The following is a 14,589-nucleotide window of genomic DNA, read 5'->3' as shown; positions in this document are numbered from 1 at the left end:
TGATGTCCCGCACTCCAGACCTCGTCATCGCCCACGGCACCGTGGTCAACAGCTTCGGCCGCAGGAACGCCCACGTGGTGGTCCGCGACGGCCGCATCGACCAACTCATCGACGCGACCGAACCCGTCCCCGCCGCTGCCCGGACCATCGACGCCACCGGCCGGCTGGTGGTTCCCGGCGGCGTGGACGGCCATTGCCACGTGGCCCAGGTAACCGGACGCTTCCGGACCCTGGACGACTACCGCACCACCTCCACGGCAGCACTCTGGGGCGGCACCACCACAATCATTGACTTCGGCATTCCCCGCGACGCCCAGGAAACCCCGCTGGCGGCCGTGCTCCACAAGAAGGAACTGGCGTTGGAATCCCGCTGCGACGTCGCCCTGCACGGTGCCGTTGTCAGCTGGGATGAGACCGTGCCCTGGCAGCTGGAGCAGCTGGCAGCCGAAGGTGTCCGCTCGGTGAAGATGTACACCACCAACCGCGGCACCACCATGGCGGACGGGGACACCATCCTGAAGGTCATGCGCGAGATGGTCCGGCTGGACGGCCTGACTTACATCCACGCCGAACACGACCCCATCATCAGCGACTGCACGCAGCAGCACGCCGACGACGGCCGGATCGGCATCGAGCACCTGCACCGGACCCGCCCTGAGCTGGCCGAGGAAATCTCGGTCAAGGAAACCCTGGCAATGGCCGAGTACACCAAAGCCCCCGTGTACTTCGTTCACCAGTCAACCCCGGGCGCCGTCGATCTGGTCACCGAGGCCCGTGCCCGCGGCCAGGAGGCCTACTCCGAGACGTGCCCGCACTACCTGACGCTCGATGACACCGTCTACGGGTCCGCATTCCCGGAGTGGTACGCCTGCTGCCCGCCCATGCGCAGCCCCGAAACCGTCGCCGCCCTCAAGGAACGGCTCGCCGACGGCGCCATCCACACCGTCTCCTCGGACCACTCCTGCTATGACCTGTCGCAGAAGCGTGAACGTACGGACGACGTCCGCGCCATGCCGCACGGCCTTCCGGGGGTGGAAACCCGGATGCCCGTCACCTTCACAGCCATGGCTTCAGCCGGCAGCTCGGTGGAGGCCTTCGTGGAAGTTTTCTCCGCAGGCCCGGCACGCATCAACGCGGTCCCCGGCAAGGGGACCGTCGCCGAGGGCTTCGACGCTGACCTGGTGGTCTTCGACCCCGCCGAAGAACGGACGGTCGACGGCGGTGCGCTGCACATGGGCACTGATTTCTCGCCGTTCGACGGCCGCACGCTCACCGGCTGGCCCGCCGTCGTGGTGTCCGCCGGACGGGTGGTTCTCGACGCTGACGGCTTCCACGATCCAGGCGCCGTGGGGCGTTTCGTGGCCCGCAACGGCTTCCGCGAGCACCTCTCGTCCGGTGCGGGTGCCGCCGCGGATTCGGCCGCAGCCACTCCCGCAACCCTCTCCGCAGCAAAGTAGGAGCCACCATGCCATCCGCAGCACGCAAGACCCGCATCGGCATGATCGTGCCGTCCTCCAACACCTGCCTGGAGCCGCAGAGCTACCGGATCCTCGGCGGCCGGGACGACGTCACCATCCACTTCACCCGGATCCCCGTCACCAGGATCGCCCTCGACGACTCTTCAGACAAGCAGTTTGATCCCGCTGTGATGCGCGCCGCCGCCGAGCTGCTGGCAACGGCAGACGTTGATGTCATCGCCTGGAACGGCACGTCCGGTTCCTGGCTCGGCGCGGACCACGACCGCGAGCTAGTCGGGGAAATCATGGACGCGACGGGCATCCCGGCCACCACGTCCACGCTCGCCTACCTGGCCGCATTCGAGTCCTTCGGCACGGAACGGATCAGTCTCTTCACGCCGTACACGGAGGACGTCAACCGCGCGATCATGGCCTCCTACGAGGCGGACGGCATCAAGACCATCGGCCACCGGGCCCTGGGGCTGAGCGACAACGAGTCGTTCGCCCGGGTCACGGACGATGAGATGCGGCCCGGATCACTGGAGCTGGCCGCAGCCCGCCCGGATGCACTGATCTACCTCTGCACCAACCTGTACGGCGCCAATATCGCCGCGGAAGTGGAGGCAGAAACCGGCGTTCCGGTGCTGGACTCCGTTGCCGTGACGCTGTGGCACTGCCTCAAACTTGCCGGGTCCCCCTTGCTCGCACCGAGGTGGGGCAGGCTGCTGGCGGACTGATTCAGTCAGCCAGAAAGCAGCCCAGGCAAGAACCGACGGCGGCCCCGCCCACTGGGAGCGGGCCGCCGTCGAACCTTTTGTGTCTGTTGTGCGCCTCCGGCTAGGCGTCGGCCGGCGCGTTCATTCGGACGGTCAGCGCACCGGGAAGCATGGTCATGTTGACGTACTTGGTGTCGCCCTCGTGATCGCCGTCGAGCTGGTAGTCGTCGGCATGTTCAAACGTGATTTCGACAGTTTTTCCCTGGAAGAACTCCACGGACGTGTCACGGCCTTTGCCCTTGCCGATCATGCCGGCCACAACGGAGAACCAGCCGAGCTTGCCCCGGGGCGCCAGGACCACCACGTCCAGCAGGCCGTCGTCCACCTTCGCGTCGGGGAAGATTTCCAGGCCGCCCTGGACCTTGCCGCAGTTTCCCACCATGACGCTGCGGACCCGGCGGTGTGCCACCGACTTTCCGTCGATGACGATGTTTGCCTTGACCGGTTTTCCCGGAAGGTTCCGGATCCCCGCGTCCACATAGGCCAGCCAGCCCACTTTGTCCTTCAGGTCCTCGTTGGTGTCCGCCATGATGGTGGCGTCATAGCCCATGCCCGCCATCACCAGGAAGAGCTGCTCCTTCTCCGGATCGCTCCGGACTGCCTGGACAACGTCGATCTTGCGGTCCTCGCCCGTCAGGGCACCCGCCATCGCGCCCTCGATGTCGGTGACGTCCATCCCGAGGTTGCGCGCCAGCAGATTGCCGGTGCCCAGCGGCAGCAGCCCCATCGGGGTGTCCGTGCCCGAAAGGACCTCAGCCACGCACCGCACGGTGCCGTCGCCGCCGGCAGCAATAACGACGTCGGCGCCCCGCTCAAGCGCTTCCTTCGCCTGCCCGACGCCCGGGTCCTCCTTGGTGGTTTCGATCCACAGGGGTTCATCCCAGCCGGCGTCTGCGCAGTGTTTGGCCATCAGGCCCCGGACATCAAAGTCCACCGGCTTGGCGGGATTGATGATGATGGCGGCGCGTTTGTTTTCCTGGGTCATGGCATCCTTCACAGGCAAATGGTCGGGGGTTCTCCCAAAGTGAAGCGTAACTGAAATCCGGGACTTGCTACCCTGCCGCAACGCGGACCGGGCACCTAGGCTCAGCAGCATGAACACGTCTGGGCCGGGGCCGGAAACAAAAGATCTCACCGTTCATGAATGCTGGCAGCACCTTCGTTCCGCGTCCGTGGGAAGGCTGGCGGTCATCAGCGATGCGAAGCCGGAGATCTTTCCGGTCAACTACCTGCCGGACGAAGGTACGGTGCTTTTCCGGACAGGTCACGGAACCAAGCTGGACGCCGTCCTCGCCGGAGAGCCGGTGGTTCTTGAAGCGGACGGGCTGAACATCTACGGGACCATTGCGTGGAGCGTTGTGGTCAAGGGAGTCGCCGAGGCCGTGCAGCCCGGTGAGGACGCCCCCGCCGAGACGCCGTCGCCGTGGCAGGAGGGTGCCAAGGACATCCTGGTCCGCATCACGCCCAGTGAACTGAGCGGGCGCCGGTTTGTCATCGGCCCGCCCACCAAATGGTGGCCGCCCGTGGAACCGGTCACCCTGCCCGGGCACCAGCAGCAGGTCGGGCACCAGCAGTAAAGCGCCCGCCAAGTGAGCCTGCTAGTGCTTGGCTGAGAGGTCCGCGGATATCAGCCGGGCCGTCTCCACCGTTTCCTTTTGCACCATTTCCAGGTAGGCCTTGGGGTCCGGTTTGGTGGCCACCGACTGGGCCTGGAGCGACACGTTGATGGCTGCCACCACCTTGGTGGGGCCGTGGTAGACCGGGGCCGCGATGGACATCAGGCCAAGTTCGAGTTCCTGGTCCAGCAGGCACCAGCCCTGCGCGCGGACCGTGTCCAGCGCTGCCACGAGGTCTTTTTTGGTGCCGATGGCGCGGGGAGTCAGCGGCTTGATCTCGGCCTCGGCAAGGTACTTCTCCAGTGCCGCCGGGGGGAGCGCGGCGAGCAGCACCCGGCCCATGGACGTGGCGTAGGCCGGGAAGCGGGTCCCCACGGTGATGCCGATGTTCATGATCCGGCGGGTGGTGACCCGCGCGATGTAGGCGATGTCCTTCCCGTCCAGCACAGCGGCCGACGTCGACTCTCCCAGCCGCAGCGACAGTTCCTCGAGGTGCGGCTGCGCGAGCTGCGGCAGCGACAGGCCGGACAGGTAGGCGTAGCCGAGCTGCAGCACCTGCGCCGTGAGGGCAAAGGTCTTCCCGTCCGTGCGGACGTAGCCCAGCTCCACGAGCGTGTGCAGGAAGCGGCGGGCGGTGGCGCGGGTCAGGTCGGTCCGGGCGGCGACTTCGGTGAGGGTCATCACCGGGTGGTCGGTATCGAAGGCGCGGATCACGGCCAGCCCGCGGGCGAGGGACTGCACGTACTGGTCACTGGCCTGGGGCGCAGATGAAGGCCTGGGCGCGGTCTCTGCTGCTGCGTCGGTCATGGTTACCAATCCTATTAGCCTGCGCGGCGCCGGTCCCCCACAGCCCTTGAGCGCGAACGGGCAGTTCCGGCCCCGCCCTTGAGCGCGAACGGGCAGATAATGCCCTCAGATCGGGGATTTGAGGGCATCTGCTGCCAGTTCGCGCCGGGGTTTGGGCCTTAGGTGTCCGTTCGCGCTGGGCGCGGTTAGCGTTCGACGGCGGGGGCTGCTGTGAGGGGGACGGGCACCAGGGCCTGGAGTTCCTCAAGGGTGCAGCCGAACGTCTCGCGGACCTGAACGCCGTCCGGACCGGTCAGGAAGACGGCCTTGTCCGTGTACACGCGGGTCACGCAGCCCACGCCGGTGAGCGGGTAGGTGCAGGCCTCCACGATCTTGGACGCGCCGTCGCGGGTCAGGAGCGTCATCATCACAAAGACGTCCTTGGCGCCGGTGGCCAGGTCCATCGCGCCGCCCACGGCGGGGATGGCGTCCGGTGCGCCGGTGTGCCAGTTGGCGAGGTCTCCGGTGGCGGAGACCTGGAACGCGCCGAGGACGCAGATGTCCAGGTGCCCGCCGCGCATGATCGCGAAGGAGTCGGCGTGGTGGAAGTAGGACGCCCCCGGCAGTTCGGTGACGGGGATCTTCCCGGCGTTGATGAGGTCGCCGTCGATCTGGTCCCCTTCAGCCACCGGGCCCATACCGAGCATGCCGTTCTCGGTGTGGAGCGTGATGTTCTGCTCCGGTTCGAGGTAGTTGGACACCAGGGTGGGCTGGCCGATGCCCAGGTTCACGAACGAACCGGGCTTGATGTCGCGGGCCACCAGGCGGGCAAGGTCGTCGCGGCCCAGGGGCGCGTCGGATGTCTGGATGGATGCTGTCTGGATGCTCATCTCAGGCCACCTTCACTGAATTACTAACACGGACAATGCTGTTGACGTAGATGCCGGGGGTCACGACGTTTTCCGGGTCGAGTCCGCCGGTCGGGACGATCTCGGAGACCTGGACGATGGTGTGCTTGGCCGCAGCGGCCATGATCGGGCCGAAGTTGCGTGCCGTCTTGCGGTATACGAGGTTCCCGACGCCGTCGGCCTTGAGCGCCTTGATCAGGGCGACGTCGGCGTGGATGGGGGTCTCGAAGACCTGGCCGCGGCCGTCCAGGATGCGGGTTTCCTTGCCCTCGGCCAGCATGGTGCCGTAGCCGGTGGGGGTGAAGAAGCCGCCGATTCCTGCGCCGGCTGCCCGGATGCGCTCGGCCAGGTTGCCCTGCGGGACCAGTTCGAGTTCGATCTCGCCGGCCTTGTATTTGGCGTCGAAGTGCCAGGAGTCGGACTGTCGAGGGAAGGAGCAGATCATCTTCTTCACCCGGCCTTCCTTGATGAGCAGGGCCAGGCCCTGGTCGCCCTGGCCGGCGTTGTTGTTCACCACGGTCAGGTCCGTGGCGCCGCTGTCCAGCAGCGCGTCGATCAGTTCGAACGGCTGGCCGGCGTTGCCAAAGCCGCCGATCATCACGGTGGAACCGTCCTTGATGCCGGCGACTGCCTCGCCGACGGTGTCAATGAAATTCAGCATGGTTAGCCCTTAACTCCGGAAGTTACGTTTTCGAGGACGACGGCGAGGCCTTGGCCGACGCCGATGCAGATCGCGGCGACGCCCCAGCGTTCACCGGAGGCCTGCAGGGACCGGGCCAGGGTGCCCAGGATCCGGCCGCCGGAGGCACCCAGCGGGTGGCCCATCGCGATCGCGCCGCCGTGCCGGTTCACAATCGAGTGGTCGATGCCCCAGGCGTTGATGCAGGCCAGGGACTGCGCGGCGAACGCTTCGTTCAGTTCGACGGCGCCCACCTGCTCCCAGCTGATGCCCGCCTTCGCGAGGGCCTTGTTCGCCGCCTCCACCGGGGCGTAGCCGAAGTACTGCGGATCGTTCGCGTGCGCGCCGCGCCCGGCGATCCGGGCCAGCGGCGCCATCCCGAGGATCCCGGCCGCGTTCTCACTCCCGATCCAGGCCGCGGACGCCCCGTCCGAGAGCGGGGACGCATTCCCGGCGGTCACGGTGCCGTTCTCGGCCCGGAACACGGTCTTGAGCCCGGCGAGCTTCTCCGCCGAGGACCCGGCCCGGATCCCCTCGTCCCGGACCAGGTCCGTGCCCGGCACCGGCGCCACGAGGTTGTCGTAGAACCCCTCATCCCAGGCCGCGGCGGAGAGGTTGTGGGAGTTGGCCGCGAACTCGTCCTGCTGCTGACGGCTCACCCCGTACTTCTCGGCCAAACGCTCGGTGGCTTCGCCCAGGGAGATGGTCCAGTCCTTCGGCATCGCCTTGTTCACCAGGCGCCAGCCCAGCGTGGTCGAGGCCAGGTTCAGGTCCCCTGCCGGGTAGGGCTTCTCCGTCTTGGGCAGCACCCACGGGGCCCGGGACATCGACTCCGCGCCGCCGATCAGCATCAACTCCGCGTCCCCGGCGTTGACCTGGCGGGAAGCGATGATCGCCGCGTCCAGCGAGGAACCGCAGAGCCGGTTGACCGTGGTGCCCGGGATCGACACCGGCAACCCGGCCAGCAAGGTGCCCATCCGGGCCACGTTCCGGTTCTCCTCGCCGGCGCCGTTCGCGTTCCCGAACACCACCTCGTCGATCCGCTCAACATCGAGCTTCGGAGCCCGCTTCACAATCTCACCGATCACATGCGCGGCAAGATCATCCGGCCGGACACCGGCAAGGCCGGAGCCGAACTTCCCAAACGGGGTGCGCACGGCATCGTACACAAAAGCCTGGTTCATGAGGTTGCATCCATTTCTTTAAAAACCTGTTGCGCGGTCTTGAAGGCGGTGTTCGCGGAGGGGACTCCGCAGTAAATGGCGGTCTGGAGCAGGATTTCCTTGATCTCGTCCCTGCTGAGGCCGTTGGTGATGGCTGCGCGGACGTGCATGGCCAGTTCTTCCCAGTGCCCGTGCGCCACCATCGCGGTGAGGGTGACCGCGGAGCGCATCTGCCGGGTCAGGCCTGGACGGGTCCAGATGCCGCCCCAGGCGATGCGGGTGATCATGTCCTGGAAGTCCTCGGTGAAGGCGTCCTTGTTGGCGTTCGCGCGGTCCACGTGCGCGGCACCCAGCACCTCGCGGCGGACCACCATGCCGCCGTCGTAAATTTCCTGGCTGGTGGCGTCCGGCTGGACCACGCCGTGCCGCTCTGTGCCTGCGCCAGTACCGGTGCCTGTGCCTGTGCCTGTGCCTGACACTTCCGCGCCGCTCACTTGGCTGCTCCGCTGGTTTCGCTCCAGGTAATCAGGCTCTTCAGCAACTCGGCAACGTGGGCGGGCGCCTCGGCCGGAGCCAGGTGTGCCACGCCCTCGAGCGTCACCGCGTTTGCGGTCCCGCCGCCGGCGGTGATGCCGTCCGCGATTTCCTTGGCGAACGGCGGCGGCACCACGGAGTCCTCCGCGCCCGCCACGGCCTGGGTGGGAACCCGGATGCTGCCCAGCTCAGCGCGGACGTCGAATCCGGCCAGGGCTTCGCAGCAGAAGGCGTAGCTGAAGCGGTCGGCGTCGCGCAGGGAGTGCAGCAGGCGGCTGCTGACCTCGGGCTCACGGTCCATGAAACCGGCGGCGAACCAGCGCTGCGCCGAACCCTGGATCATCACTGCGGTGCCCTGGGCGCGGACGGTCTCGGCGCGTTCCAGCCAGCCTTCGGGCGTGCCGATCTTGGCGCCGCTGCACTGCACGGAGAGGCTCTTGAGGCGTTCGCCGTGCTTGATGCCCAGCTGCAGTCCGGTGGCCCCGCCGAGGGACACGCCCGCGTAGTGGAACCTCTCGCCCGGGGCGATTGAGTCGACAAGGTCGACGACGGCGTCAGCCAGTTCGGCGACGTCGAACGTTTCCGTCGCGGCCGGTGAGACGCCGTGGCCGGGCAGGTCCCAGGCGACGACGTCGAAGTCGGTCCCGAGCAGGGCGCCGGCCTGCGTCCACAGCACTGAGGACGTCCCCAGCGACGGCCCCACCACCACGAGGGGCTTGTCCCCCAGCGGTCGCTGCGGGGAGAGCAATACTGCCTTGACTGTGGGTCTAGCCACGGGAGTCTCCGTTCAGGTCTTCTTGGATAGGGGTGCGCGCAAAGTCGGGGTAGGCGGCCAGGATGCGGCGGGAAATTTCGGCGGCCTGCCCCAGGTAGCTGGCAGGATCCAGGAGTTCTTCCAGCCGGTCATCGGACACCGCGCTGGCGGGTACGGTCTCGCGCAGCAGGCGGCGGTACGTTCCGGGCTGTTCTGCGGGCGGAGCCTGGAGCGTCCGGTCCACCACCTCCTGGAGCTGCTGCTTGCCGTTCCTGCCGTCCCGCTCGTCAAGCAGCGGCGCCACGGCGGCGGACACTCCTTCGCTGAGCAGCAGTGGCCCGGACAGCTCCAGGTTGCGGCGCATGGCATCCGGGAAGACCCGGACGCCTTCGGCGAGCTCGCGCAGCTGCCCGGCCGCGCCGAGTGCCAGGCGGAGCAGCTGGCGGAAGGCCGGCCATTCACTGTGCCAGGCGCCGTCGGGACGCTCGTCGTTGAAGTTGGCCGCTGCCAGGTGCAGCTGTGCGGCCAGGTTCGGGGCCTGTAGTGCCGCGCTGCGGACCAGCACGGACAACACCGGGTTCTGCTTCTGCGGCATCGCCGAGGACACTCCGCGGCCGGCAGCCCGGGGTTCGGCGAGCTCGCCCACTTCCGGCCGGCTGAGGAACAGCACGTCGGAGGCCATCTTGCCCAGGGCATCGGTGACGCCGGCCAGGGCATCGCCCAGCGACGTGACGGCCAGCCGGTTGGTGTGCCACGGCCCGGGCGCTGCCGCCAGGCCAAGGTGCGCGGCGAGGTTGCCCGCCAGGTCGAAGGGCGTCTCCACCGAGTCCTTGGTGAGCACTGTTCCGGCCGCCAGCGTGCCCGCGGCGCCGCCGGTCTGCAGCGGCAGCTCCACGGCCTCGAGGCGCCGGGCCGCAGCGGCCAGGCCGTGGAACCATTGCGCCGCCTTCAGCCCGTACGTAAACGGCAGCGAGTGCTGCGTCAGGCTCCTGCCGACGCACAGCGTCTCCGCATGCTGCTCCGCCATGTCCGCCAGCGCCGTCGTGATTCCGCGAAGGTCCGTCACGAGCGCGGCAACGGCGTTCTTTGCCAGCAGCATCAGCGCCGAATCCAGCACGTCCTGGCTGGTCAGCGAGGTGTGAACCGCGCGCAGGGCACCAACACTGCCACCCGGGCCGGCAGCGTCCACGCCATCCGTATCCAGTGCCTTGACCTCGGCACGGAGGTCGGTGAGCAGCGGGATGACCGGGTTGGCGCCGCCCTGTGCGCGGACAGCGATGCCCGCCACGTCATAGCGGTCCACGTCCGCCGCGGAAGCCACGACGGCGGCGGAGCCGGCCGGCGCGAGGCCGGCCTTCTCCAGCACCGATGCCCAGCCGGCCTCGACGGCGAGAATCGCCGCCAGGACAGCCCGGTCCCCCGTCAGCGCCGCCACCGAAGGCGACGCCGACACGGGACTGAGGAGCCCGACGTCGCCGTCGGACAGGTGGGAAGCAGTCACTGGGAGGCGCCCTCGAAGTCGAGGAAAACGGTCTCGCCCTCACCCTGCAGCCGGATGTCCCAGGTGAGTCCGCCGTCGGCGTCGCGGCGCGCAATCAGCGTGCTGCGGCGTTCGGGGTCCAGGGAGGAGAGCAGCGGATCAGCTGCCAGTGCTTCCTCGTTCTCCGGCAGGTACACACGGGTGAAGAGCCTGTTCATCAGGCCGCGGGCAAACACTGCCACCGAAATGAACGGAGCCGCCGCTGGTTTTCCGGGGACGGGCTCGGTGGGGCCGGGATTAACCGTGGTGAAGGTGTACACGCCGGTGTTGCCCACCGCGCTCCGCCCGAAGCCGGTGAACGTGTATCCGTCGCGGACCAGTGAGCCGGTGCGGTGCACCACCTTGCCCTCGGAATCCGGCTGCCAGATTTCCAGGATCGCGTCCGGGATGGGGTGTCCGGCGCCGTCGTACACGGTGCCCTGCAGGCGGATGGAGCCCGGTGAACCCGGAGCCAGCAGTTCACGGTCCTTCTCGTACGGGAGGGCGTAGCCGTAGAAGGGGCCAACGGTCTGGCCGGGGGTTGGGGTCAGCTTCGTGGTGTTATTCATCCGACTATTCCTCTTCGCCATCTGTGCCGAAGGCTTCGTTTTCGGTCCAGGTCCGCTTGGAGCCCGTCAGGACGATGTCCCACTTGTAGCCGATGGCCCACTCGGGCTTGGTGAGGTCGTGGTCGTAGGTGGCCACCAGGCGGTCCCGGGCATCCTGGTCCACGATGGACTGGTAGATCGGGTCCAGCGGGAAGAGCTGGTCACCGGGGAAGTACATCTGGGTGACGATGCGCTGGGTGAACTCCTGCCCGAACAGCGAGAAGTGGATGTGCGCAGGCCGCCAGGCGTTGAGGTGGTTCTTCCACGGGTACGCGCCGGGCTTGATGGTGGTGAAGCTGTAGGAGCCGTCGGCCCCGGTGATGCAGCGGCCCACGCCGGTGAAGTTGGGGTCGAGCGGGGCGGGGTGCTGGTCCCGCTTGTGGATGTAGCGGCCGGCGGAGTTGGCCTGCCAGATCTCCACGAGCTGGCCCGCCACGGGACGGCCGTCACCGTCGAGCACACGGCCGGACACCAGGATGCGTTCGCCCAGGGGTTCACCGTTGTGCTGGATGGTCAGGTCCGCTTCCAGCGCGTGCACGTCCATGTGTCCGAAGGCCGGCGAGTACAGCTCGATGGTCTCCGGATCCGCGTGGTGCAGGTCCTTGGTCGGGTGGCGCAGGACGCTGCTGCGGTAAGGTGCGTAGTCCAGCCTGGGCTGGATCTCCGGCTTGGCGCCGTTCTTGAGCGCCGCCGCGTAGGCCTCGCCGATCGACTTCATCTCGGCGCTGAGGTCCGCCTGCGATTCCGCAGCGGCATCAAGCGGCGCGGAGGTCTTCGGTGCGGCTTCGGTTCCGGCCTGGCGCGCCGCGTCCGACACGTCTTCGGTAATCGGGTCGGCGTTGAAAATCTCAAGGTTGATGTCTTCAGGCACAGCAGCCTCCTTTCAGATATTGATGGTTGGAGATGGTTGGTCAGTTCAGGTGGTCCGGCCCTGCTGGTGCAGGTAGTCGTACTGGACGGCGTGCCGCACCGGCGCGTTGGGCGCGCCGTAGCCGTCGTAGCCGCCGCGGCGTTCCACCACTTCGAAGAACACGCTGCCCACGGTGGCGGTGTAGAAGTGCAGGAACTCGCCGTCGGCATCACGGTCGTACAGGAGGTTCAGCTCCCGCAGCGTGGCCAGGAACGCGGGATCGAGGTCGAACCGGGCGTCCAGGTCCTCGTAGTAGTTGGCCGGGATCTGCAGGAAGTCCAGGCCCCGGGCCCGCGCTGAGCGTGCGGTTTCCACGAGGTCGTCCACGGCGAAGGCGATGTGTTCCTGGTAGGTCTTCCGGTGCGCAGTTCCGGCCTCCGCACCGTCCTGCTGGATGACGGGTGCGAGGTTCAGGACCAGGCGCACGGCGCGGTCGGCCGTCAGCATCACCTGGGAGCGCACCAGCCCGCTGGGGCTTGGCACCTCCGCGAACGGCTGCGGTTCCAGTGCCAGGGCGCTGGTGTAGAAGAGCACGGCTTCGTCAAAGTGCTGCCACGGCTGGGCGAGGTTCACGTGGTCAATCACGGCCATGCGTCCGCCGGCGGCCGGAATTTCCAGGCCTTCGCCGAACTCGCGGGGCTCGCCGAATTCGTTGATCCAGGCGGCGGTGCCGTCCGGGCTGCCCTGGCAGAGGAAGATTTCGGTGGAGTCCGGCGCGGCGAAGCCCTGGAAGACTTCTTCGTTGGCCTGGCTCTTGCGGGGCACGGCGGGAGCCTTGAGCTGCTGGGCGCGGGCGGCGGCAATCACGGGCGAATCGACGTCAAAGCCGAGGGCTGCAATCGCGGGTGAAGAGTTAGAGCCGGCCCCGCCGGACGGATCCTGCTCGTTGATGATCACGCGTGCGTGGCCCATGCTCCACAATTGCACGTCTTTGGTGCGGTGTCTGCCGTTGAATTCAAATCCCAGCTGGCCCAGCACCTCCTCGAGGCCTGCAGGGTCGGCAGCTTTGACCTCGGCGAAGTTGAAGCCTGCCGGTTCGGCCACCTGCGGGAGCGTGGCCAGTTCCATGGGATAGCGGCGGCGGCCGGGGGCCGCAGGCCCACCAACAGCTCCGCTGACGCCAGGCCCACCAACAACGGCACTGTCCGTACGGGCGTCGTTGGCGTCCAGCCACTTGGCGCTCTGCTCCTCCAGCCAGATCAGCGACCGCATGGCGTCCACGGCGGTGCGTTCGACGTCGGACTGGCGGAAGACGTCGTTGAACACCTCCAGCGACACCGGTCCGGTGTATCCGGCACGGACCACGTGGCCCATGAATTTGGCGAGCTCAAACTGGCCCTCGCCCGGGAAGACGCGGTAGTGCCGGCTCCAGGACAGCACGTCCATGGAGAGCTTCGGGGCGTCCGCCACCTGCACGAAGAAGATCTTGTCCGCGCTGAACGCTTCAATCGGCGCGGTATCCCAGTCGCGGGAAAGAATGTGGAAGGAGTCCAGGCAGGTGCCCAGGTTCGGGTGGTCCACGGTTTCCACCAGGCGGTGGGCGTGCTCGTAGTCGTTGACGTATTTTCCCCAGGCCAGCGCCTCGTAGGCCACTTTGACGCCGTGGTCCCCGGCGAGTCCGGCCAGCCGGGCGAGCTGTTCGGCGCGCAGGGAATCGTCGTCGACAGTGGCCGTGCCGACGTTGGAGCAGACCAGGATGGTGTCCATGCCCAGGCGGGACATCAGCTTGAACTTGGCCTCCGCCCGGCGCAGGTTGGCAGCGAGGACGTCTTCAGCAACGCTGTCGAAGTCGCGGAACGGCTGGTAGAGGTCCAGCGTCAGGCCCAGGTCTGCGGCCATCTTCCGGATCTCCTCCGGGCTCAAGGAGGACGTCACGAGGTCCTGCTCGAAGATTTCGATGCCGTCGAATCCCGCGATGGCGCAGGCCTGCATTTTTTCCTTCAGCGTGCCGGACAGGCACACCGTTGCGATTCCGGTGCGCATCAGGCAGCAACCTCTTCGGCGGCCACGAGCTCCAGGAAGTGGGCTCGCATGCGGTCCGCGTCCGGCTCCAGCCCGGTGAAGATCCTGAAGGCGTCTGCCGCCTGGCCCACGGCCATGCGTCCGCCGTCCAGGACTTCGCATCCCTTGGCCCGGGCCTCGCGGACCAGCTCGGTTTCGATCGGGCGGTAGACGATGTCCGCCACCCAGTGCCGTGATTCCAGCAGGGACAGGTCCAGCGGAACGCCGGGGTGAGCTGCCATGCCCACGGGGGTGCAGTGCACCAGACCGTCGGCGAGGGGCATCAGCTGCGGGAGCTCCGCCGTCGTGCGTGCGGTGACGGTGCTGTCCGGGAAGAACCCGGCCAGTTCGGCGGCACGCGCGGCGCAGCGGGCGGCGTCCGTATCCACGAGGTCAAGGTGGCGGACGCCGGCGCTGAGGAGGGCGTACGCGACGGCGGATCCCGCGCCTCCCGCGCCCAGCTGGACCACACGGTCAAGCTTGGCGTCCGGGAGGCCGGAGGCGAGGGCGGCCGCGAAGCCGGAGAAGTCCGTGTTGTGGCCGATGAAGCGGCCGTCGCGGATGGTCACGGTGTTGACGGCTCCGAGGCGGCGGGCGTCCGGCGACACTTCGTCGAGGTGGTCCAGGACCAGCTGCTTGCACGGATGCGTGATGTTCAGCCCGTTGAAGCCGAGGCGGTGCGCGCTTTGCAGGAGATCGCCCACGGATTCACCGGGCAGGCCCAGCTCCAGCAGGTCGATGGGGCGGTAGAGGTACCGCAGGCCCTGCACATCGCCTTCGCGCTCGTGCATGTGGGGCGTGAGGGACGGCATGACGCCATCACCCACGAGGCCCACCAGAAAGGACTCTGCTCGATTGCTCATCCGTTTAGCTCCTTT

Annotated in this window: 15 protein-coding genes; 3 read left to right on the top strand and 12 right to left on the bottom strand. The window is 67.7% G+C overall.

Annotation, left to right across the window (positions count from 1 at the left end; translation table 11 throughout):
- The first annotated feature begins 2 nt into the window (after positions 1-2).
- Both AC6JAC_RS00615 and AC6JAC_RS00610 read left to right on the top strand, forming a co-directional pair.
- Positions 3-1,457 (top strand): amidohydrolase family protein, encoded by a 1,455-nt coding sequence (locus tag AC6JAC_RS00615; protein ID WP_028271428.1) that lies wholly within the window; start codon positions 3-5, stop codon positions 1,455-1,457.
- Positions 1,458-1,465: 8 nt separating this feature from the next.
- A complete protein-coding gene (locus AC6JAC_RS00610) occupies positions 1,466-2,194 on the top strand; it encodes a maleate cis-trans isomerase family protein (protein WP_028271427.1) in 729 nt (242 codons plus the stop codon).
- A gap of 100 nt (positions 2,195-2,294) precedes the next feature.
- On the opposite strand, the gene AC6JAC_RS00605 is transcribed toward AC6JAC_RS00610, so the two are convergent.
- Positions 2,295-3,218 (bottom strand): diacylglycerol/lipid kinase family protein, encoded by a 924-nt coding sequence (locus AC6JAC_RS00605; RefSeq protein ID WP_028271426.1) that lies wholly within the window; start codon positions 3,216-3,218, stop codon positions 2,295-2,297.
- A gap of 109 nt (positions 3,219-3,327) precedes the next feature.
- On the opposite strand from AC6JAC_RS00605, the gene AC6JAC_RS00600 reads away from it, so the two are divergent.
- Entirely contained in the window at positions 3,328-3,810 is a 483-nt protein-coding gene (locus tag AC6JAC_RS00600) for a pyridoxamine 5'-phosphate oxidase family protein (RefSeq protein ID WP_028271425.1), read from the top strand.
- 21 nt (positions 3,811-3,831) lie between these two features.
- Here the strand turns inward: AC6JAC_RS00600 and AC6JAC_RS00595 are convergent, their stop codons facing one another.
- The 11 genes from AC6JAC_RS00595 to AC6JAC_RS00545 all read right to left on the bottom strand — a co-directional run bounded on the left by AC6JAC_RS00595 (position 3,832) and on the right by AC6JAC_RS00545 (position 14,574).
- Entirely contained in the window at positions 3,832-4,656 is an 825-nt protein-coding gene (locus AC6JAC_RS00595; protein WP_028271424.1) for an IclR family transcriptional regulator domain-containing protein, read from the bottom strand.
- A gap of 185 nt (positions 4,657-4,841) precedes the next feature.
- On the bottom strand, positions 4,842-5,525 hold the full coding sequence (locus tag AC6JAC_RS00590) for a 3-oxoacid CoA-transferase subunit B (RefSeq protein WP_028271423.1): 684 nt from the start codon (positions 5,523-5,525) through the stop codon (positions 4,842-4,844).
- Position 5,526: 1 nt separating this feature from the next.
- On the bottom strand, positions 5,527-6,204 hold the full coding sequence (locus AC6JAC_RS00585; protein WP_028271422.1) for a 3-oxoacid CoA-transferase subunit A: 678 nt from the start codon (positions 6,202-6,204) through the stop codon (positions 5,527-5,529).
- A 2-nt stretch (positions 6,205-6,206) separates the two neighbouring features.
- Positions 6,207-7,406: a thiolase family protein gene (locus tag AC6JAC_RS00580; RefSeq protein ID WP_028271421.1), complete on the bottom strand. Its 1,200-nt coding sequence runs from the start codon at positions 7,404-7,406 to the stop codon at positions 6,207-6,209.
- The gene (gene pcaC, locus AC6JAC_RS00575; protein WP_442853346.1) at positions 7,403-7,879 is read right to left on the bottom strand and encodes a 4-carboxymuconolactone decarboxylase; all 477 of its coding nucleotides are present in this window, start codon (positions 7,877-7,879) and stop codon (positions 7,403-7,405) included. The genes AC6JAC_RS00580 and pcaC overlap by 4 nt, the downstream gene beginning before the upstream one ends.
- Positions 7,876-8,694, bottom strand: coding sequence for an alpha/beta fold hydrolase (locus AC6JAC_RS00570; protein ID WP_028271419.1), 819 nt, complete (start codon positions 8,692-8,694; stop codon positions 7,876-7,878). The genes pcaC and AC6JAC_RS00570 overlap by 4 nt, the downstream gene beginning before the upstream one ends.
- Complete coding sequence (locus tag AC6JAC_RS00565) at positions 8,687-10,159, bottom strand: lyase family protein (RefSeq protein ID WP_497966736.1); 1,473 nt, start codon at positions 10,157-10,159, stop codon at positions 8,687-8,689. The genes AC6JAC_RS00570 and AC6JAC_RS00565 overlap by 8 nt, the downstream gene beginning before the upstream one ends.
- A gap of 11 nt (positions 10,160-10,170) precedes the next feature.
- A complete protein-coding gene (gene pcaG, locus AC6JAC_RS00560) occupies positions 10,171-10,761 on the bottom strand; it encodes a protocatechuate 3,4-dioxygenase subunit alpha (RefSeq protein WP_028271417.1) in 591 nt (196 codons plus the stop codon).
- A 4-nt stretch (positions 10,762-10,765) separates the two neighbouring features.
- Complete coding sequence (gene pcaH / locus AC6JAC_RS00555; RefSeq protein WP_028271416.1) at positions 10,766-11,671, bottom strand: protocatechuate 3,4-dioxygenase subunit beta; 906 nt, start codon at positions 11,669-11,671, stop codon at positions 10,766-10,768.
- 45 nt (positions 11,672-11,716) lie between these two features.
- Positions 11,717-13,693 (bottom strand): bifunctional sugar phosphate isomerase/epimerase/4-hydroxyphenylpyruvate dioxygenase family protein, encoded by a 1,977-nt coding sequence (locus AC6JAC_RS00550; protein ID WP_028271415.1) that lies wholly within the window; start codon positions 13,691-13,693, stop codon positions 11,717-11,719.
- The gene (locus AC6JAC_RS00545; RefSeq protein WP_028271414.1) at positions 13,693-14,574 is read right to left on the bottom strand and encodes a shikimate dehydrogenase; all 882 of its coding nucleotides are present in this window, start codon (positions 14,572-14,574) and stop codon (positions 13,693-13,695) included. Before AC6JAC_RS00545 ends, AC6JAC_RS00550 begins: the two co-directional genes overlap by 1 nt.
- Positions 14,575-14,589 lie beyond the last annotated feature (15 nt).

The sequence above is a fragment of the Arthrobacter sp. KUASC02 genome (assembly GCF_059739395.1).
Note: the sequence above shows the minus strand (reverse complement) of the source record. Positions and strands in the feature narration are given on the sequence as shown.

Excerpts from the sequence above, each read along its gene's own strand:
- AC6JAC_RS00580 (WP_028271421.1), bottom strand. The coding sequence starts at position 7,406 with ATGAACCAGGCTTTTGTGTACGATGCCGTGCGCACCCCGTTTGGGAAG.
- AC6JAC_RS00590 (WP_028271423.1), bottom strand. The coding sequence starts at position 5,525 with ATGAGCATCCAGACAGCATCCATCCAGACATCCGACGCGCCCCTGGGC.
- AC6JAC_RS00600 (WP_028271425.1), top strand. The coding sequence starts at position 3,328 with ATGAACACGTCTGGGCCGGGGCCGGAAACAAAAGATCTCACCGTTCAT.
- pcaG (WP_028271417.1), bottom strand. The coding sequence starts at position 10,761 with ATGAATAACACCACGAAGCTGACCCCAACCCCCGGCCAGACCGTTGGC.
- AC6JAC_RS00545 (WP_028271414.1), bottom strand. The coding sequence starts at position 14,574 with ATGAGCAATCGAGCAGAGTCCTTTCTGGTGGGCCTCGTGGGTGATGGC.
- AC6JAC_RS00585 (WP_028271422.1), bottom strand. The coding sequence starts at position 6,204 with ATGCTGAATTTCATTGACACCGTCGGCGAGGCAGTCGCCGGCATCAAG.
- AC6JAC_RS00550 (WP_028271415.1), bottom strand. The coding sequence starts at position 13,693 with ATGCGCACCGGAATCGCAACGGTGTGCCTGTCCGGCACGCTGAAGGAA.
- AC6JAC_RS00610 (WP_028271427.1), top strand. The coding sequence starts at position 1,466 with ATGCCATCCGCAGCACGCAAGACCCGCATCGGCATGATCGTGCCGTCC.
- AC6JAC_RS00615 (WP_028271428.1), top strand. The coding sequence starts at position 3 with ATGTCCCGCACTCCAGACCTCGTCATCGCCCACGGCACCGTGGTCAAC.
- AC6JAC_RS00605 (WP_028271426.1), bottom strand. The coding sequence starts at position 3,218 with ATGACCCAGGAAAACAAACGCGCCGCCATCATCATCAATCCCGCCAAG.
- AC6JAC_RS00595 (WP_028271424.1), bottom strand. The coding sequence starts at position 4,656 with ATGACCGACGCAGCAGCAGAGACCGCGCCCAGGCCTTCATCTGCGCCC.